13 protein-coding genes and 1 pseudogene are annotated in these 19273 nt (G+C 69.4%); 9 read left to right on the forward strand and 5 right to left on the reverse strand.

Annotated features, from left to right (window positions below; translation table 11 throughout):
- The first annotated feature begins 23 nt into the window (after positions 1-23).
- The 3 genes from ACI2LP_RS28120 to ACI2LP_RS28130 all read left to right on the forward strand — a co-directional run bounded on the left by ACI2LP_RS28120 (position 24) and on the right by ACI2LP_RS28130 (position 6048).
- Positions 24-1364, forward strand: a complete 1341-nt coding sequence (locus ACI2LP_RS28120; protein ID WP_404727316.1) for a TIR-like protein FxsC — start codon at positions 24-26, stop codon at positions 1362-1364.
- Positions 1348-5289 (forward strand): FxSxx-COOH system tetratricopeptide repeat protein, encoded by a 3942-nt coding sequence (fxsT, locus tag ACI2LP_RS28125; RefSeq protein WP_404727317.1) that lies wholly within the window; start codon positions 1348-1350, stop codon positions 5287-5289. The genes ACI2LP_RS28120 and fxsT overlap by 17 nt, the downstream gene beginning before the upstream one ends.
- A gap of 570 nt (positions 5290-5859) precedes the next feature.
- Entirely contained in the window at positions 5860-6048 is a 189-nt protein-coding gene (locus ACI2LP_RS28130; protein WP_404727318.1) for a hypothetical protein, read from the forward strand.
- Between the two features lie 17 nt (positions 6049-6065).
- Here ACI2LP_RS28130 and ACI2LP_RS28135 read toward each other — a convergent pair whose 3' ends face one another.
- A complete protein-coding gene (locus ACI2LP_RS28135; protein ID WP_404727319.1) occupies positions 6066-6932 on the reverse strand; it encodes an alpha/beta fold hydrolase in 867 nt (288 codons plus the stop codon).
- Positions 6933-7112: 180 nt separating this feature from the next.
- Here ACI2LP_RS28135 and ACI2LP_RS28140 point away from each other — a divergent pair, with 180 nt between their 5' ends.
- Positions 7113-7928 (forward strand): slipin family protein, encoded by an 816-nt coding sequence (locus ACI2LP_RS28140; RefSeq protein WP_360885362.1) that lies wholly within the window; start codon positions 7113-7115, stop codon positions 7926-7928.
- 231 nt (positions 7929-8159) lie between these two features.
- Positions 8160-9242, forward strand: a complete 1083-nt coding sequence (locus ACI2LP_RS28145; RefSeq protein WP_404727415.1) for a S1 family peptidase — start codon at positions 8160-8162, stop codon at positions 9240-9242.
- Positions 9243-9439: 197 nt separating this feature from the next.
- Here the strand turns inward: ACI2LP_RS28145 and ACI2LP_RS28150 are convergent, their stop codons facing one another.
- Positions 9440-10552, reverse strand: coding sequence for a DUF3533 domain-containing protein (locus ACI2LP_RS28150; protein WP_404727320.1), 1113 nt, complete (start codon positions 10550-10552; stop codon positions 9440-9442).
- 142 nt (positions 10553-10694) lie between these two features.
- Here ACI2LP_RS28150 and ACI2LP_RS28155 point away from each other — a divergent pair, with 142 nt between their 5' ends.
- The 3 genes from ACI2LP_RS28155 (at position 10695) to ACI2LP_RS28165 (ending at position 16162) form a co-directional block, all read left to right on the forward strand.
- Positions 10695-14129: a DNA polymerase III subunit alpha gene (locus tag ACI2LP_RS28155; protein WP_404727321.1), complete on the forward strand. Its 3435-nt coding sequence runs from the start codon at positions 10695-10697 to the stop codon at positions 14127-14129.
- Positions 14126-15106 (forward strand): DNA polymerase thumb domain-containing protein, encoded by a 981-nt coding sequence (locus ACI2LP_RS28160; protein WP_404727322.1) that lies wholly within the window; start codon positions 14126-14128, stop codon positions 15104-15106. Before ACI2LP_RS28155 ends, ACI2LP_RS28160 begins: the two co-directional genes overlap by 4 nt.
- 171 nt (positions 15107-15277) lie before the next feature.
- Positions 15278-16162, forward strand: coding sequence for an esterase/lipase family protein (locus ACI2LP_RS28165; RefSeq protein ID WP_404727323.1), 885 nt, complete (start codon positions 15278-15280; stop codon positions 16160-16162).
- A 27-nt stretch (positions 16163-16189) separates the two neighbouring features.
- On the opposite strand, the gene ACI2LP_RS28170 is transcribed toward ACI2LP_RS28165, so the two are convergent.
- Positions 16190-17161 (reverse strand): lytic polysaccharide monooxygenase, encoded by a 972-nt coding sequence (locus ACI2LP_RS28170; RefSeq protein WP_404727324.1) that lies wholly within the window; start codon positions 17159-17161, stop codon positions 16190-16192.
- A 389-nt stretch (positions 17162-17550) separates the two neighbouring features.
- Between ACI2LP_RS28170 and ACI2LP_RS28175 the strand changes: the two genes are divergently transcribed.
- Positions 17551-18144 carry a GNAT family N-acetyltransferase gene (locus tag ACI2LP_RS28175; protein ID WP_404727325.1) on the forward strand — a complete coding sequence of 198 codons (594 nt, stop codon included), beginning with the start codon at positions 17551-17553 and terminating at the stop codon, positions 18142-18144.
- Between the two features lie 131 nt (positions 18145-18275).
- Here ACI2LP_RS28175 and ACI2LP_RS28180 read toward each other — a convergent pair whose 3' ends face one another.
- A complete protein-coding gene (locus ACI2LP_RS28180) occupies positions 18276-18746 on the reverse strand; it encodes a hypothetical protein (RefSeq protein WP_404727326.1) in 471 nt (156 codons plus the stop codon).
- Positions 18747-18756: 10 nt separating this feature from the next.
- A pseudogene (locus ACI2LP_RS28185) lies at positions 18757-18914 on the reverse strand (GNAT family N-acetyltransferase); the annotation flags it as partial.
- Positions 18915-19273: the final 359 nt, after the last annotated feature.

The following is a 19273-nucleotide window of genomic DNA, read 5'->3' on the forward strand; positions in this document are numbered from 1 at the left end:
CGTTCACACAGGACGGGGGTCGTGTGTCAGATTCATCGCAGCGAGCGGCGGACCATCGGCCGTACTTCTTCTTGAGTTACGCGCACACGCCGCGGTACGGGGCAGGGGGCCCGGACCCGGACATGTGGGTGGAGCGGCTCTTCCGGGATCTGTGCGGCCATGTGATGGCCATGACCGATCTGCCGGCCGGGGCCCCGGCCGGGTTCATGGACCGGGAGATCCGCTCGGGGGAGGGCTGGTCGGAGCGGCTGGGTGAAGTTCTGGCCACCTGCCGGGTGTTCGTGCCGCTCTTCTCGCCGCGGTACTTCGCCAGCGAGATGTGCGGCAAGGAGTGGTACGCCTTCGCCCAGCGGGCGATCTACCACCAGGCCAAGAGCAACAGGCCCGCCGAGGCGATCGTGCCCGCGCTGTGGGTGCCGATGCCGCCCGAACAACTCCCGGGTCCCGCCGAGCGGTTGCAGTTCAACCACCGGGCCTTCGGCGACCGCTATGTCACCGACGGCCTCTACGGGCTCATCAAACTCCGGATATTCGCCGAGGAGTACGAAGCTGCAGTCTATGAACTCGCCAAACGCATCGTCAGCGTCGCCGACACTACGCGCGTCGGCTCCGGCAACCCCGTGGACTACCGGCAGGCGCCCAGCGCCTTCGGCAGGCCCAGCGGCGGCCCCCGCCCGATGCATGTGACGGTCGCCGCACCGACCCGCCACGACCTGCCCGAAGGCCGCGCGTCCGACTACTACGGCAAGCAGTCGCAGGACTGGAATCCGTACCACCCGGACTCCGCACGCCCGTTGGCGTACGTCGCACAGGACCTGGTGCGCTCACTCAACTACCAGGCCACGGTCTCCTCCTTCGACCACGAGACGCCGCCCGACCCGAACCATCCGCCCACCCGGCCCGAGATTCTTCTCGTCGACCGCTGGGCGCTGGAGGACGACGACCGGTGTCGGCGGCTCGCCGCCTTCGACGCGGAGCCGCGGCCCTGGGTGAGCGTCGTCGTCCCGTGGAACCGCGACGACCCGCAGAGCCGGGTCTCCGAGGCGGAGCTGGTCGAGAAGCTGGAGCAGACCATGCCGCATCAGATGCGCCAGGGCAGAGCCGCCTGCCGGGCCGCCGCCAGAGGAGTGCTCAGCATGGAGGCATTCGGCCAGATCCTGCCCCAGGTGGTGGAGTCGGCGGCCCAGGAGTATCTGCGGCACGCCGAGGTCTTCCCGCCCGCGGCGCCCCCCACCCCGGGAGCCCGCTCTTCCGAACGGCCGCGGCTGCGCGGCCCGATGGCCGAGTACGGCACCACGCACTACGTCCCGAACACGCGTGACATCGCCCCCGATGCGGAGGACACGGATGACAGCCAGTCGTGACGGACGCATCGTCACCTTCTATTCGTACAAGGGAGGTACCGGCCGCACGATGGCCCTGGCCAACACGGCGTGGATTCTCGCCGCCAACGGCAAACGGGTCCTCGCGGTCGACTGGGACCTGGAAGCGCCGGGCCTGCACCGCTTCTTCCACCCCTTCCTCGACCCCTCCACGCTCGGCGCCACCACCGGGGTCATCGATCTGATCACCGAGTACGCCTGGGCCGCGACCAGTCCCGAGCCGCGCCGCGACGACTGGCACCTCGACTACGCGCGTATCCAGCCGCACGCCGTCTCGCTCACCCCGGAGAACCTGGGCTGGGAGTTCCCCGACGGGGGCACGCTCGACTTCGTCTCCGCGGGCAAGCAGAACCGCGAGTACTCGGCGACCGTCTCCACCTTCGACTGGGACAACTTCTACGACCGGCTCGGCGGCGGCCACTTCTTCGACGCGCTGCGCGAGGACATGAAGGCCAACTACGACTACGTCCTCATCGACAGCCGCACCGGCCTGAGCGACATCGCCGACATCTGCACCGTCCATCTGCCCGACGTGCTCGTGGACTGCTTCACGCTCAGCGACCAGTCCATCGACGGTGCCGCCGCGGTGGCCCGGCAGATCGACGAGAGGTACGGCGGCCGCGGCATCAAGATCTTCCCCGTCCCGATGCGGATCGACGAGGGCGAGAAGGAGAAGGCGGACGCCGGACGTGCGCTGGCCCGGCTGAAGTTCGACCGCTTCCCCACCGGCCTGGCCGGCGAGGAACTCACCGCCTACTGGGGCGCGGTGGAGATTCCGTACCGGCCCTACTACGCGTACGAGGAGACCCTGGCCACCTTCGGCGACGAAGCGGGTCTGACCAACTCCCTGCTCTCCGCCTTCGAACGGCTCACCGCCGTCGTCACCGACCAGCGGATCACCTCGATGCCCGCGGTCGGCGAGGAGGTCAGGCTCAGGATCAGAGACGCCTTCACCCGGCGCAGGCCCGCCCTGCCCGCCGACCTCTTCCTCAGCTATGTCGCCGAGAACCGCATGTGGGCCGACTGGGTCGAGTACCAGCTCACCCGGGCCGGATTCCGGGTGGTGCCGCGCGATGTCTCGGTGGAGCGCGAGCCGTCCGACCTGGACGAACTGGCCGCCGAGAACGCCGCACGCACCGTCGTGCTGCTGTCCACCGCATATCTCAAGTCCTCCCGCGCGGTGGAGGTCTATACGCGAGCCGCGGCCGACGACCCCGGCGGAGGCAGGCACCATCTGCTGCCGGTCCGGGTCGGCGACGTCAGACTCACCACGCCCTACATCGACCGCAACCCGGTGGATCTCTTCCGGCTCGACGAGGTGCACGCGACCACCGCGCTGCTGCGCGCGCTCGACCGCCCGGTCCAGCTCTCCGACAGCTCCTCGCCGGGGCCGCGCTTCCCCGGCACCGTGCCGAAGATCTGGAACGCGCCGCCCCGCAACCCCGGCTTCACCGGACGCTCGGTGGTGCTGGAGCGGATGCGCGACCAGCTCGGCGGCGGCATGGCGGTGGCCGCGGTGCTGCCCCAGCCGCAGACCCTGTACGGGCTCGGCGGCGTCGGCAAGACCCAGGTCGCCCTCGAGTACGTACACCGCTTCATGGCCGACTACGACCTGGTGTGGTGGATCTCCTCCGAGCGGACCGACGACGTGGTCGCGGGACTCGCCGAACTCGCCGTCCGGCTCGGCGCCCAGGGCGGCGAGGACATGGCGGCCGCCTCGCAGGAGGCCATCGACCTGCTGCGGCGCGGCGTGCCCTCCACCCGCTGGCTGCTGGTCTTCGACAACGCCGACGACCCGGAGCAGCTCAAGAGGTTCTTCCCGCCGCAGGGGCCCGGCCACATCCTGGTCACCTCCAGGAACCAGACGTGGTCGCAGTACGGGGACGCGCTGCCCGTCGACGTGTTCCTGCGCGAGGAGTCCATCGAGCACCTCCAGCGCCGTGCCCGCGGGCTGAGCATCGAGGACGCGGACCAGGTCGCCACCGCCGTCGGCGATCTGCCCCTCGCCGTCGAACAGGCCGCGGCCTGGATCGCGGAGACCGCCACACCCGTCGCCGCGTATCTGGAACAGCTCAAGGAACAGGCCGCGAGCGTCCTCGCGCTCAACCAGCCGGCCGGCTACCCCGAGCCGGTCGCCGCGACCTGGAACGTCTCCATCCAACGGCTCAAGGAACGCTCGCCCGCCGCAGTGCGGCTGCTCCAGCTCTGCGCCTTCTTCGCGCCCGAGCCGATCTCCGCGAACCTCCTCTACAGCAAGGAGATGATCGACGCGCTCAAACCGTACGACGCCTCGCTCCAGGAAAAGCTGGTGCTCGGCCGGGTCATCCGGGAGATCGGCAGGTTCGCGCTGGCCAAGGTCGACCAGGTGTCCAACAGCATCCAGGTGCACCGGCTCGTGCAGGCGGTCATCCGGGCGCAGCTGAGCGAACAGGAGCAGCAGGACGCGCGACACGCCGTCCACCGGGTCCTCGCGGGTGCCCGGCCCGATGACGACGAGCCGATCGACAACCCCGAGACCTGGCCGCGGTTCGCCACCATCTGGCCGCATCTGGGCACCTCCGAGGCCCGGTTGTGCAAGGAGCCGGAGACCCGCCGACTGATGATCGACCGGGTGCGCTATCTGTGGAAGCGCGGCGACCTGAACACGGCCTACACGCTCGCCGACGAACTGCGCGAGAACTGGCGCGAGATGCTGGGCAACGACGATCTCCAGTACCTCTACCTCCGCTTCCACCTCTCCAACATCCTTCGCTCACAAGGTCGCTATGTGGAGGCCAAGGAGCTGGACGAGGTGACTCTGGAGCGCCAGCAGGCCGTGCTGGGCACGTCCCATCCGCATACGTACATGACCACCAGCGGTCTCGCGATGGACCTGGGCACCCTCGGCCAGTACGGCAGGGCGATGGAGCTGGCGACCGAGGCGCACGAGGGCTTCAGCCAGATCTTCCACGAGTCCCATCCGCGTACCCTCGCGGCCGCCAACAACCTGGCGCTGAATCTGCGCATGGTCGGGCAGTACTCCAGGGCGCGCGAGATCGACCAGGAGGTCTTCGACCGGCGCACCGAGGTACTCGGCCCGGAGCATCCGTACACCCTGTCCTCCGCGATGAACCTGGCGCGGGACCTGAGGGAGGTCGGACGGTACGAGGACTCGGTCTCGCTGGCGAGCCGGACGTACGACCTCTACAAGGAGCAGCTCGGCCGGACCTTCCCCGGCACGCTCGCGGCGGCCAAGAGCCTCGCGGTATCGCTGCGCAGGGCAGGCAGGCTGGAGGACGCGCGACGGCTGACCACGGCCACGCGCAACCGCTATCGCGCCAAGTACACCTCGGCCACCCCGGACTGGCTCGCCTGCGATCTGAACCTGGCGGCCGACCTGTTCGCGGCGGGTGAGCCGGTGGCCGCGCGGGATCTGGCGCAGGAGGTCGTCGACCAGTACATGAAGGTGCCGGGGGAGCGGCATCCGTACACCCTGACCGCCATCAACAATCTGGGCATCTTCCAATGGGGCTGTGGCGCTCCCGAGGCCGCGGAGGCGCTGCTGCTGAAGGTGTCGAGGACGATGCGGGAGGTGCTGGGCGAGAGCCACCCGCACGCCCTTTACAGCACGATCAACCTGGCCAACGCCCTGGCGGATCTGGGCGGTCTGGAGGAGGCGCTGGAGATCGAGCAGCGAACCGTGGCCCGGCTGCGAGAGGTCCTGGGTGCGTACCACCCCGAGGTGCTGGGCGTCGCCTCCAACATGTCCGTCACGCTGGGGCTGCTCGGCCGTAAGGACGAGGCGGCGCGGCTGCGGGCGGAGACGGTGGAGGAGCTGCAGCGGCTGCTCGGGGACGAGCATGCGCTGACGCGGATCGCACGCGACGAACGAAGGGTCCACCGCGACTTGGAGCCGCTCGCGGTGTGACGTGCGGGAATGCGGCGTTGCGATTGATTCGTCCATCGCAACGCCGTTCAGTGCTGCCCGGATTCCTTTGGCTATTGCGGGTGGCTATTGCGTGATGTCGCAAACAGCTTTGCGAAGCGCACCGCACATCGCCGGGACAGTGAATTGATGAACTCGGCTGCGGAGCGACGCAGTTGCCAGTGCGACTTTGCTCGCGTCCTTGTCGGCCGATGAATCCGACACTGATCACGGTGATGCAAATTCGCAGGTCAGAGCACGCAGAAAGGTTTCCTCTCCATTCGCTGGAGTGAGCAACTCGCCGCAGGGCTCGAATGTGTGGGGCGACTCTTTTGTCGCAGCTCTCGGTGCTGAGTTGCTCTGGGTGGCCACGAGAGTAAAGTCGTGCAGAACCCAACGGCAGGCATCCCGCCTTCTGTTGGTGCATCTGTCGCGATGGCATCCCGGCATAATGCGCTGGGAGCCCCAGGACTTCTTTTCCGACCGTCGGCCTCGACAACCCGATCGGAAAGAGGGGCTCCCAGCCGGGCCATCCGGCGCTCCCCATCATCGGAAGAGAGAGGACGACCCGTCATGGAGTTTAAACCCCTGTCCCGCCTGCGGCGCTTCGCCCGTCGCATGGCCCATGAGCTGCGGCGGTTGGGTCAATGGGCCGCCGCGCGCCGGCGCGCCGCGCTTTCGCTGTTCCTCCGTGGCCTGTGCCAGGGGCTCGGTGTGAGCACCGTCGGTCTCGTCGTGTTCCTGGTCGAGCGCAGCGTCTGACCCCGGCGCCGGGGCCCTCAGCACTCCAGGAGCCAGGTCAGGATTCGCGGCAGGGCATGCAGCGCGTCGAAGTGGGCGGCGGCCGGTTCGAGTACGGCCGTCGCGCCCGGGATCCGCTCCGCCAGCCAGCGCGAGTGCCCCACCGGCGAGAAGACGTCCTTCTCGCCGTGCCAGAGCATCACCGGGCCCTTGATGTCGGCGGGGTCGAACCCCCACGGGCTGCAGAAGGCGAGTGCGTCGTCGATCCAGCCGTACGCGGAAGTGCGCAGCGCCTCCTGGTAGTTGCGAAGGAGCATGGATCTGACGCCCGCGTCCGCCACCACCATCCGGTCGGACTCGGTCAGCTCCCTGCGCAGATCGTCGAGCAGCCGGATCGGGTCCTTCCTGATCTCGGCGGAGCGCAGGATGAACCGCTCGGTCAGCCCTACCGGATCGACCGCCGCGGTGGTGTACTCCAGCACGTTGGACGCCGCCATGCCCTCGAACCAGTCGAGCCCGTCGGCGTCCCGTGGCGCGAGTGTCACCAGCGCCGCGGTACGGGTGATCCGTTCGGGCATCAGGGCGGCGCAGGCCAGCGCATGCGGCGCGCCGCCCGAGCGGCCCACCACGGCGAACCGTTCCAGGCCGAGCTCGTCGGCGATCGCCCTCACGTCCTGTGCCACATCGGCGACACTGCGACCCGCCAGCCGGTCCGAACCGCCGTAGCCGGGGCGGTCGTACGCGATCAGCTGCGTGCCGCGCTGGTACAGCACCATGCCGCGCGGCGCAGGTCCCAGCCGGCTGCCGGGGGTGCCGTGCAGCAGGAAGACCGGCCTGCCGCGCGGATCTCCCAGCCGCTCCACCATCAGATGCCGCCCGTCCGCCGCGTGCAATCGACCTCGCACCCCGGCGACCCCCTTCGTCGTATGTGCCCTGTGCAGGGGCCACGATGAGCCCTGCATTCCCCGCCCACTCGATGATTACCCATCAGAGGCCCCGACCGGGACTCCCTTTGACGTCATTTGGGGGTTACCTTCGAAAGAGGCACGTGCATGCGCGTCCACCTCGCACCCCAGGGGGCCGTGATGGTAGAGGCACTGGTGACGGCCGGCGCACTCGTCGCGTCTGCCGGAGTCGTCTATGTGATGGCGGCGGCCCGGGTGGTCAAACAGTACGAACGAGGGGTGGTCTTCCGGCTCGGACGGCTCAGGTCCTCGGTCCGCGGCCCGGGTTTCACGCTGGTCGTCCCCTTCGTCGACCGGCTCCGCAAAGTCAATATGCAGATCGTGACCATGCCCGTACCTGCCCAGGACGGCATCACCCGGGACAATGTGACGGTCCGCGTGGACGCGGTGATCTACTTCAAGGTCGTGGATGCCTCCGAGGCGATCGTGCAGGTGGAGGACTATCGTTTCGCGGTCTCGCAGATGGCGCAGACGTCGCTGCGGTCGATCATCGGCAAGAGTGATCTGGACGATCTGCTGTCGAACCGTGAAAAGCTCAATCAGGGGCTCGAGTTGATGATCGACAGTCCGGCGATCGGGTGGGGCGTGCAGATCGACCGGGTGGAGATCAAGGACGTGTCCCTGCCGGAGACGATGAAGCGGTCGATGGCGCGGCAGGCCGAGGCGGACCGTGAGCGGCGGGCCCGGGTCATCAACGCGGACGCGGAGCTGCAGGCGTCGAAGAAGCTGGCCGAGGCGGCGAAGGAGATGTCGGAGCAGCCTGCCGCCCTGCAACTGCGGCTGTTGCAGACCGTGGTTGCGGTCGCGGCGGAGAAGAACTCCACGCTGGTGCTGCCGTTCCCGGTGGAGCTGCTCCGCTTCCTGGAGCGGGCCCAGCAGCAGCCCCTGCCGCCCGCGGATTCCAGTTCCGCAAAGACGGAAACAGGACAGGACTAGTCCTTACTCGCTGCCCATAACGCAGTTGCGGGCGGTGTTCGCAAACGGAACCGATGGAAGTGGCCAGTGCGAACCCATCGTGTGAAGAGCCTGTGAACGCACCCGTGTTGTCGTGTGCCCGTCCTGAAGTCGACCTTGTGTGCTACCGATCGGTATCGGAATAGTGGGCGGCTCATCCTCCGTGTCCTGGCACCCCACTTGTCCGGACGCGGCCCCCACAGGAGGTCGATGTTGAAGCACCGACGCATACCCAAGAGGAAAGCGGCAATGGCAGGCGGCGCGGTCGTCGCGCTGGTCGCCGCGGGCGTCACATTCCAGAGTGCGAACGCCAGTGACAACACTGAGCAGTTCACCGCCAAGACACTGTCGGCGATAGCGGCCGGAAACCTTGCCTCCACGCTGAACAAGGACCTGGGTGCCGACGCGGCCGGTACCTACTACGACGCCGACGCCAAGACTCTCGTGGTGAACGTCCTCGACGAGTCCGCGGCCCAGGCCGTGCGCAAGGCGGGCGGCAAGGCGAGAATCGTGGAGAACACCCTCGCCGAGCTGAAGACCGCCCGGCAGACCCTCACCACGAAGGCGACCATCCCCGGCACCTCCTGGGCGGTCGACCCGGTCACCAACAAGGTCGTCGTCACGGCCGACCGTACGGTCAAGGGCGCGCAGCTGACCAAGCTCAGCCAGGTGGTCAAGGGCCTGGGCGGCAAGGCCGAACTGAAGAAGTCCGCCGGGGAGTTCAAGCCCTTCATCGCCGGTGGCGACGCAATCAAGGGCGGCGACGGCCGCTGCTCCCTCGGCTTCAATGTCGTCAAGGACGGCGAGCCGTTCTTCATCACGGCGGGGCACTGCACCGAGGCGATCTCCACCTGGTCCGACAGCAGCGGCAAGGAGATCGGCCAGAACGCGGACTCCAGCTTCCCGGACAACGACTTCGGTCTGGTCAAGTACACCTCGGACGTCGCGCACCCCAGCGAGGTCAACCTCTACAACGGCAGCACGCAGGCCATCACCAAGGCGGGCGAGGCGACCGTCGGCATGAAGGTGACCCGCAGCGGCTCCACCACCCAGGTGCACGACGGTGAGGTCACCGGGCTCGACGCCACCGTGAACTACGGCAACGGCGACATCGTCAACGGCCTCATCCAGACCACGGTCTGCGCCGAGCCGGGCGACAGCGGCGGCTCGCTCTTCGCCGGCGACACGGCGATCGGTCTGACCTCGGGCGGCAGCGGCGACTGCTCATCGGGTGGCGAGACCTTCTTCCAGCCGGTGACGGAGGCACTGTCGGCGTTCGGCGCGGAAATCGGCTGACTGGGGGTTGGCCCCCAGACCCCCGTATGCGACCTTCGGCCGCATGTCCTCAATCGCCGGACAAATTAAGCCTCTCCGGCGATTGAGGCGCTGGGGTCCCCCCACGCCCGCAGGGCGTAGGGGGCGGGTTCGGGGGCGGAGCCCCCGCAATCGGGGTCCGGGGCGGAGCCCCGGGGCTTGGCGGGCGCGGCCCGGCCTCACGCGCGCGGCCCCGCCGCGGTCCCGCCCCCCACCGTCACATCCGCCCCGACCGTCGTCGGCCCGCGGCCGCGGACCAGCCCGCACAGCAGCGTGACCAGCGCCCCGCCCACCGCCCACGCGGCGAGCACCAGCATCGGGCCGCCCGCGCCGTTGCCCTTGAAGTACGCGATCGAGCGTGCCGTGAAGGTGCCCGCGCCCGGCGGCAGCGCGGGTCCGACGGCCCGCCAGAACGTCGGCAGCAGCGGATACGGATACGCGCCGCCCGCGCTCGGGTTGCCGAGGACCACCACAAGCAGGATCGCCAGACCGATGCCGACGACGCCCGCCAGGCCCTGGAGGCCGAGGGTGATCGCCCCGACCGCGAAGACCAGCAGTGAGCCGAGCCCCCACAGCGCCCACACGCTGCCGGGCAGGGCGTCGAGGATGGGGCCCGCGATGACCGTGCCGAGCAGGCCGGCCGCGATCGAGTACAGCAGCAGCACGCCCAGTCTGATCAGGGCGCGCGCCGTGTTGGCGGGCCGGGCGCCCGCGCTGATCGCGAGGCTCGCCGCGCACAGATAGCCGCCCACGCACCAGCCGATGACCAGGTAGAACGACGAGAGTCCGCGGGCGTCGCCCTTGGCGCTCGGGACCACGTCCACGACGGCCACGGTGCGCTGCTGCGCCCTCTCCGTCTGCACGATGACCGCGGTGAGCGCCTGCGCGAGCGAGGCGCCCGAGGCACCGGCAACCAGCAGTTTGTCGGCGGCGCCCCGCGGATCGACGATCAGCGCCCCGTCGACGTCCCGGTTCTTGATCTGCTGCAGCGCGGTCTGCGCGTCCTTCACCGCGCGCGGATCGAGCGGATCGCCGGGCAGTGCCGACAGCCGCCGCACGGCCTGATCGGTGATCTCCGTCCGGGGTGTCACGACGGCCAGCGGGATCTCATGAGGCTTCGGGTTGTGGAAGGCGCCGAGGTACGACGTGATGAAGGCGAGCTGGAGCGCCAGCACCCCGATGACCAGGACGGCCGCCCGCACACTCACGGCGTCCTTGATCTCGGCGAGGAAACCCTGACGAGGATCACGCGGACTGCCAGGCCCACGGGGGCTGTCAGCTGACTGGGTCATGGGCCCCACGCTCCGTGTCGCATGGTGTTTACGCAGGTGGGAGGGGTCCGAATGGCTGATGGAACATGTATCGCACGAATGTTCGAAACTTGGTCTATGGTGGAGGTGGGGGAGGTGAGACGGACTGATCCAGGAGGTGCAGGTGCCCGGGTTCACGCATCTGCACACCGTTTCCGGGTTCTCCCTGCGGTACGGGGCATCGCACCCGGAGCGGCTTGCCGAGTGCGCCGCCGAGCGGGGCATGGACGCCCTCGCGCTGACCGACCGCGACACCGTCGCGGGCACGGTCCGCTTCGCGAAGGCCTGTGCCCGGGCCGGGGTGCGCCCGCTGTTCGGCGTCGACCTCGCGGTGGGGGAACGGGTCCGCGAGGAGGGGCCGACCGAACGGCGGCGTACCCCGGTGCGCGGCGGGGCGTTCGTGGACGAGTCCGCTCCCCGTACGGTCTTCCTCGCCGAATCCCGGGAGGGCTGGGCCGAGCTGTGCCGACTGGTGACCGCCGCCCATGCGACCGGCGGCGGCCCGCTGCTGCCCTGGGACGACAACCACGGCGAGAGGCTGACCGTGCTGCTCGGACCGGCGTCCGAGATCGGTCGGGCGCTCACCGCGGGACGCCCCGACCGCGCGGCCGCGCTGCTTGTGCCCTGGCGAGAGATTTACGGCGACCGGCTGCGCCTCGAGGTGGTGCACCACGGCCTCAAGGGCACCGGACCCGGCTCGCTGCGGCACGCCGCCCGCACCCTCGGCTTCGCCGCCGAACAGGGCGTACGGGCCGTGCTGACCAATGCCGTCCGGTACGCCGACCCGGGGCAGGGCCCGGTCGCCGACGTCCTCGACGCGGCTCGCCGCCTGGTCCCGATCGACCCGCGCAAGGGGCTCGACAGCGGGGAGCGCTGGCTCAAGGAACCGGCCGCGATGGCCCGTACCGCCGAGCGGGTTGCCGAGGCCGCCGGCTTCCGCCGGGACACCGCGCACCGGCTGCTCACGATGACGGAGGAGACGGCGGCAGCGTGTCTGATCGACCCCGAGGACGATCTGGGGCTCGGCACCGTCCACTACCCGGAGCCGCATCTGGTCGGCGCCGGGCGGCGCACCCCGCAGCGGGTGCTGGCCTCCCGCGCCGCCGCCGGAATGGTGCTGCGCGGCTACGACGGCCGCCGTGAGTACTGGGAGCGGATGCACCGGGAGCTGGACATCATCGCCTACTGGGGCTACGCCTCCTATTTCCTGACGGTCGCCCAAGTCGTGGACGACGTACGGAAGATGGGCATCAGAGTCGCGGCACGCGGCTCCGGAGCCGGCTCGCTCGTCAACCATCTCCTCGGCATCGCGCACGCCGACCCCGTCGAACAGGGGCTGCTGATGGAGCGCTTCCTCTCCACGCGCCGCTCCGTGCTGCCCGACATCGACATCGACGTGGAGTCCGCCCGCCGTCTCGAGGTCTACCGCGCGATCATCGGCCGCTTCGGCGAGGAGCGGGTCGCGACCGTCGCCATGCCCGAGACCTACCGGGTGCGCCATGCGGTACGGGACGTGGGCGCCGCGCTCTCCATGGACCCGGCCGAGATCGACAGGATCGCCAAGTCCTTCCCGCACATCCGCGCCCGCGATGCCCGCGCCGCCCTGGAGGAGCTGCCCGAACTGCGCGAACTGGCGGGGGAGTTTCAGCGGGAAGGGGACACGTACGGACGACTGTGGGAGCTGGTCGAGGCGCTGGACGCGCTGCCGCGGGGCGTCGCCATGCACCCGTGCGGAGTGCTGCTCTCGGACGCCACGCTCCTTGCGCGTACGCCGGTGATGCCCACCAGTGGCGAGGGTTTCCCCATGTCGCAGTTCGACAAGGACGACGTGGAGGACCTCGGGCTGCTCAAGCTCGACGTCCTGGGGGTGCGGATGCAGTCGGCGATGGCACACGCGGTCGCCGAGCTGCGGCGGGCGACCGGGCAGGAGCTCGACCTCGACGACCCGCGGCAGGTGCCGCCGGGCGACCCGGCGACGTATCAACTCATCCGGTCCACCGAGACGTTGGGCTGTTTCCAGATCGAGTCGCCGGGCCAGCGGGACCTGGTAGGCCGGCTTCAGCCCGCCACCTTCGACGACCTGGTCGTCGACATCTCGCTCTTCAGGCCGGGGCCGGTCGCGGCCGACATGGTGCGGCCGTTCATCGAGGCCCGGCACGGCCGGGCGCCCGTCCGCTATCCGCATCCCGACCTGGAGGGGCCGCTGAAGGAGACGTACGGAGTGGTCGTCTTCCATGAGCAGATCATCGAGATGGTGAACATCATGACCGGCTGCGGCCGGGGCGAGGCCGACCGGGTGCGGCGCGGGCTCTCCCACCCCGAGTCGCAGGGGGAGATCAAGGTCTGGTTCGCACAGCATGCGGAGGCCAGGGGGTACACGCCCGAAGTCATCGCCCGCACGTGGGAGATCATCGAGGCATTCGGCTCGTACGGCTTCTGCAAGGCGCACGCGGTGGCCTTCGCCGTGCCGACGTATCAGTCGGCCTGGCTCAAGGCGCACCATCCGGCGGCCTTCTACGCCGGGCTGCTCACGCACGACCCCGGGATGTATCCGAAGCGGCTGCTGCTGGCGGACGCACGGCGGCGCGGGGTGCCGGTGCTGCCGCTGGATGTGAACCGGTCGACGGTCGGACACCGCATCGAACTGGTGTCTGATAATTGGGGTATCCGGCTGGCACTCGCGGATGTGTACGGCATCAGTGAGGCGGAGGCGGCCCGGATCGAAGCCGGGCAGCCGTACGCCTCGCTGCTCGACTTCTGGCAGCGGGCCCGCCCGGGGCGGCCCGTCGCCGAACGGCTCGCCCAGGTCGGCGCGTTGGACGCGTTCGGTGCGAACCGCCGTGATCTGCTGCTGCATCTCGCGGAGTTGCACCGTACGCAGCGGGGAGCCGGGGCGTACGGAAACCAACTCCCCCTGGGCGAAGCGGGGAAGACCTCGCCCATCGGACTGCCCGACCTGAACGAAGCGGAACGGCTCAGCGCCGAGCTGGGTGTCCTCTCCATGGATGCCTCGCGCAATCTGATGAGCGATCACCACGCCTTCCTGGCGGAGCTCGGCGTGCACAGCGCGCAGCGGCTGCGGTCGGCGAAGCACGGCGAGACCGTACTGGTCGCGGGCGCGAAGGCGGCCACCCAGACACCGCCGATCCGGTCCGGCAAGCGGGTCATCTTCACCACGCTCGACGACGGCACGGGCCTGGTCGACCTCGCCTTCTTCGACGACAGCCACGCCGCGTGCGCGTACACCGTCTTCCACTCCTGGCTGCTGCTGGTACGCGGGGTGGTGCAGCGGCGCGGGCCGCGCAGCCTCAGCGTGGTCGGCGCGGCGGCATGGAATCTGGCGGAGCTGGTGGAGCTGCGGCGTACGGGCGGTCTTGACGCGGTCGCGGCGCGGCTGGCGGAGGTCCCGACCGAGGCGGCCCCGGCCGACAGCGGCCGCCGTATCCAGCTCGCCACGGGATATGAGCTGAACCCCTGGGCGGATCTCCAGCCGGCGGGCGAGCAACAGGGCGGCACCGGAAGGAAGTTGTGGCACCAGAGCCCGGGGAGCGCGGGATGATCCTCTACGTACGTTTCCGGCCGGCCCCGATGCATGAGACGGGCGGGGTCGAGGCGGCGCTGCCCGCGCTGCTCGGTCTGGCCGAGGACATCAGCCCCGTGGTGCAGGCGCTCCCGCCGGACGCCGCGCTCCTCGATGTGCGCGGCGCCGAGCGGTACTTCGGGCGGGACGCCGGCCAGCTCGGCTCGCTGCTGCGGGTGCGTGCGCTCGCCCACTGCGGGGTGGAGTGCGCGATCGGGGCAGGGCCGAACCCGATGCTGGCCAGGATGGCGGCACGGGAGGCCGGGCCCGGCACGACCCTGGTGGTGACGGACGGCGAGGTGGCCGGATTCCTGGCCGGCAAACCGGTCGCCGCGCTGGACGGCGTGGGGGCGACGACGGCCCGCACCCTGTGTGCGTACGGCCTCGACTCCATCAGCAAGGTCGCCGCCGCGCCGCTCGCCGTGCTCCAGCGGATCGTCGGCGCGCGAGCCGGGCGCGAGCTGTGGCAGCGGGCGCACGGCATCGACCGCACGCCGGTCGTCCCGAACGCCGCGGCGCGTTCGGTCGCTGCCGAACGGGCCTTCGGCCGCGACGAGCTGGACCCCGTACGACACCGCCGGGCGCTGCTCTCGATCGCCGAGGAGCTGGGCATGAGGATGCGCGGCGAGGGTCAGGTGTGCCGTTCGCTGACCCTCACGGTGCGGTACGCGGACCGGTCCACGACCACGCGGTCGCGCACCCTGCGCGAGCCGACCGCCCACTCCGCGACGCTCACCGGTACCGCGTACCGGATCCATGAGTCGCTGGGCCTGCAGCGGGCCCGGGTGCGGAGCCTCGCGCTGCGCGCCGAGGATCTGACACCTGTCGAACAGGCGGCGCGGCAGCTGACGTTCGACCCCGCGGACGAACGGGCGCGCAGGATCGAGGCGGTGGCGGACCGGGCGCGGGCGAGGTTCGGGCCGGGGGCTGTGGTGCCGGGCTCACTCGCGGCATGAGGCCCGCGGTAACGCCTGCCATGCCTTTACGTAGCACCCGCTATTGACACGTATTCAGTTTTTACCGACACGTAACTTCCAATCCACGGTTACTCGTGCGTAAGTTGTCGTGAGCACCGCCAAACCAATCCAGCCATCGCTACTCCCCTTGAGCCGCAAGGAGATTGCTCGATGCTGTCATGGAAGCGTGCGCTCAGACCGGTCGCAGCCTTGCTGTTGGCCGCCTGCGCCACTCTCACCCCCTCAGTCGCCGCGCAGGCCGATTCAGCCACTGAATCGGCCGTCGACTCGGCACCCCACAGCGGTTGGAACAACTACTCCTGCAAGCCCTCCGCCGCCCATCCCCGTCCCGTCGTCCTCGTCCACGGCACCCTCGGTAACTCCGTGGACAACTGGCTCGCACTCGCCCCGTACTTGGTGAACCGCGGATACTGCGTCTTCAGCCTCGATTACGGGCAGCTCCCCGGAGTGCCCCTCTTCTACGGCCTCGGCCCGATCGACAAGTCGGCAGAGCAGCTCGACACGTACGTCGACAAAGTGCTCACAGCGACCGGCGCATCCAAAGCGGATCTCGTCGGCCACTCCCAGGGCGGCCTGATGCCGCGCTACTACCTCAAGTTCCTGGGCGGGGCGGACAAGGTGAACGCGCTGGTGGGCCTCGGACCCGACAACCACGGCACGACGCTGAGCGGTTTCGCGAAGCTGCTGCCGTACTTCCCCGGCGCGGAGGATCTGCTCAACGCCGCAACCCCGGGGCTGGCCGACCAGGTGGCCGGCTCCGCCTTCCTGACCAAACTCAACGCGGGCGGCGACACCGTGCCCGGCGTGCGCTACACGGTCATCGCCAGTCGGTACGACGAGGTCGTAACCCCTTACCGTACGGCGTACCTGGAGGGACCGAACGTACGGAACGTCCTGCTGCAGGACCTGTGTGCGGTCGACCTGTCGGAGCATCTGGCGATAGGGCTGTTCGACCGGATTGCATTCCACGAGGTGGCGAACGCCCTTGATCCGGCGCACGCCACCCCGACGAATTGCGCGTCAGTCTTCAGCTGACGCTGGTGCCTGGTGCCTGGTGGACGGTCAGCGGCTGCGACGGCCGCTGACCGTCGCCTTGCGCCGGGCGGCCCCGAACATCGCGGCGGCACCGAGTGCGAGGGCGGCGGCACCGCCGATGGCGATGTACGAGGTGTTGCTGTCACCGCCGGTCTCGGCGAGGTTCTCAGTACTGGCGCCGGGCTGGGAGGCGCTGTTGGCCTCGGGAGCGTTGGGAGCTTCGGGGGCCGGAGCCTCGGCCTTGGTGCTGTGGTCCCCGCCATGCCCGTTGTGATCGACGGTGGACTTGTCCGCGTTGTCCGCGATCTCCTTCTCGGAGGGGGCGGACGCCGTCGGAGCGGCGGAGCCGGCGCCGCCGTTGTCCTGGCCGAAGACCACGTCGGAGCAGGTGTAGAAGGCCTCGGGCGAGTCCGAACGCTGCCAGATCGAGTAGATCAGATGCCGCCCGGACTTCTTCGGGACGGCGCCGTCGAAGACGTACTCACCGTTCACCAGCTTGGGGTTGGTGACCTTCGCGAACGGCTTCCCCTCCAGGTCCGACCACTTCAGCGGCTTCGTCGGGTCGTAACCGTCCTTGGTGAGGTACAGCTCGAAGGAGCCCTTGTGCGGGGCGGTCGCCTTGTAGTGGAAGGTGTGATTGCCGGACGCAAGCTTGGACGACGGCCAGTCGGCCCGCGGCAGATCGAGCCCCTTGTACTTGTCCCGTCCCGCGCTGCACAGCTTGCCGTCCGGGATCAGCTGCTTGTGATTGCCCGCGGCGTTGGCGATGTTGACTTCGTTCCAGTCGTAGAAGGCCTGCGTCCCGCTGGCCGCGACCGCCGCCTTGCACGCCGCGGAGTCCGGGCTCTCCGGCCCCTCGGAAAAACAGGCGGACACCCGGCTGACCGGGTCGGTCATCGACCCGTGCGCAACGGCCGGCGCGGCGGCGAGCCCGACGATGGCGAGCGGCGCGATGCCGAGGGCGGCGACCGTGGTGACCTTACGGCGGCGAGCGGTCATGGTGACGTACTCCTTCAAGAGCGGCGTGTGGGGGGTCCAGAGCCGTGTTCGAAGGAGCGGCGCGGCCCCCCGTAGGACTACGGCACCGAGCCTTCGAACGGGCTCCGGCGCTCAGCAAGCTAGCCGCTCGGAAGGCTGAAATCGCCTGCTGGGAGGGGGTGATGGCGATCCTTATGCTGCGTTTAAGGAGGCGCTAAGAGGGGGCTCAGGAAGCGGCAGCGCTGAGGGGGCCGGCCCGCTGGTCAGGGCGGGGTCATCGTCCGTAGTTGTCCAGGGAGGACCGCCTCGTGTTGGCGGCGGTGGCTCCCAGTCTGGCTCCCCTTGTGGCTCCCCGAGCAGGGAGCAGCGAGTGAGGCACCAGCCACACCAAGATCATCCCCTGTGGTGGGGTGGCTCTGGGCGACGTCTCGCGGAATCCGCTGGTGCGACGCAGCTTCGGCGTCAAGAATCGCCGGATGCATGAAGTGAAGCTGTCCGATGGGATCATCACTCTGTCGCCGCTGCGCCTGGACGATGTGAAGGTCCATCTCACGGGGGAGGATGAGCTGCTGGTTCGCTGGCTCAACGGTGGTCCCGGCACGCGCGAGGGCGTTGAAGCGTACTTCCAGCACTGCTGGGAACAGTGGGACACTGCCGGGCCGCTCCGCGCTTTTGGCATCCGGGTAGGCGCCGACGAGGCGCTCGCGGGGACGATCGACTTGCGGTTCACAGGGGAGGGCTTGGCTCCCGGCCAGGTGAATGTCGCCTACGGCCTCTATCCGTCATGGAGGGGGCGTGGCCTGGCTACCCGCGCGGTCCTCCTGGCGTCCCAGTACGCGGCCAGTGAGGGTGGGGAGGAGGCGGTGATCCAGGTGGAGCCGGAGAATCCCGCATCCGCCGCCGTCGCGCGGCGGGCAGGATTCACCCCCGGCAAGCAGCCGCACAGCAAGGACGGCACACGGTTCCACTGGTACATCCGGGACCTGCGCGTCGCTCTCCAGTGATGATGGGAACGTGTGAAGTCCGGCCAGTGTCGCTCTTCGTTCCCCAGCTGCTCAGGGTTTCGAGCCGGGCGTCGGAGGCCGCTCGTCTTGGCGGCTCCTGAACGGAGGGGTCCCACCTAGGTGGCTTGGACTCAAGGGGAGGCGAGGCTCGCGCGTGCTGCGGCCATGAAGGCGATCTTGTGTTCCTCGAGGTGCTCGTTGACCTCGACGTCGCCGATCTCTCGCCACACCGCCTGGTTGAGTGCCCGACCGTATATGTGCACAGGGGCGTGCAGGTCCGCGTCGCTGAGCAGCACGAGGTGCCGTTCAGCGATCCAGAGCCTGGTCATGGCACCCGAAGCGGTACTGTTCCAGTCTTCGTCATCGCCCCAAGCCTCGGGACGGCTGTAGGCCGCCCGTTCGGCATCCTGGGCGCAGGCGATGAAGTCCTTGATCGCCTGCATCTGCTCTGCTCGGCGCGCCTCGCAGGTGGCTGCTGCCTGGCGGCGTTCCTCCAGCCGTTCGGCGGAGCGCTGAGTGGCGCGCTGGGAGAGCGCCGTCAGGCCGCCGCCGAGGGCGACGCCTGCGAGTGAAAAGATCGGTGCCCACACTTCCATCGCCACGCGGCGCCCCCTACGACAAGTCCTTGTGCATCAGCGTGCACATGGTCTCGTACCGGAGCAGTGAGGCAGATCAGCGCCGACGTCCGGCGCCTGGACGTCCCAGGCGTCCGGTCGGCGACCGTGGGCCAGGTAGCCCAGTCGCTCGTACAGGGCCGCCCGGGCCCGTGGTCCTGGCAGGTCAAGGCGCCATATCGGCGGTAGGCACGTAAGTCACGTAGCGCTGTGGTCCCGGAGTGGGGTTAGCACGAGGCTGGCGACGCAGTCGGGCAGGGGCATGGGGGCTGGGCACGTTTCCGTGTATGCCGACGTGGCGGGGTACGAGATCGCGTGACGACGGCCGATGGGGAGGGGAGACGCCGGCTCCTGGCCGAGGCCAGGGATGTCGCGCCGCACTGTGGACTGGGGTGCTGGCGTTGCCTTTTGCCCGGTGGGCTACGCTGTGCGGCCATGAATACCGGGACGGCATTGCGCCACACACGGATTGGTGACCCGGTGCTCTTCTGAGCGCCGTACGGGCCGGTGCGGGC

This window comes from Streptomyces sp. NPDC019890 (assembly GCF_044903445.1).
Taxonomy (GTDB): Bacteria; Actinomycetota; Actinomycetes; order Streptomycetales; family Streptomycetaceae; genus Streptomyces.

Bases quoted from the DNA above. Each gene is read 5' to 3' on its own strand.
- fxsT (WP_404727317.1), top strand. From the start codon at position 1,348: ATGACAGCCAGTCGTGACGGACGCATCGTCACCTTCTATTCGTACAAG.
- ACI2LP_RS28130 (WP_404727318.1), top strand. From the start codon at position 5,860: ATGGAGTTTAAACCCCTGTCCCGCCTGCGGCGCTTCGCCCGTCGCATG.
- ACI2LP_RS28140 (WP_360885362.1), top strand. From the start codon at position 7,113: ATGGTAGAGGCACTGGTGACGGCCGGCGCACTCGTCGCGTCTGCCGGA.
- ACI2LP_RS28150 (WP_404727320.1), bottom strand. From the start codon at position 10,552: ATGACCCAGTCAGCTGACAGCCCCCGTGGGCCTGGCAGTCCGCGTGAT.
- ACI2LP_RS28160 (WP_404727322.1), top strand. From the start codon at position 14,126: ATGATCCTCTACGTACGTTTCCGGCCGGCCCCGATGCATGAGACGGGC.
- ACI2LP_RS28165 (WP_404727323.1), top strand. From the start codon at position 15,278: ATGCTGTCATGGAAGCGTGCGCTCAGACCGGTCGCAGCCTTGCTGTTG.
- ACI2LP_RS28170 (WP_404727324.1), bottom strand. From the start codon at position 17,161: ATGACCGCTCGCCGCCGTAAGGTCACCACGGTCGCCGCCCTCGGCATC.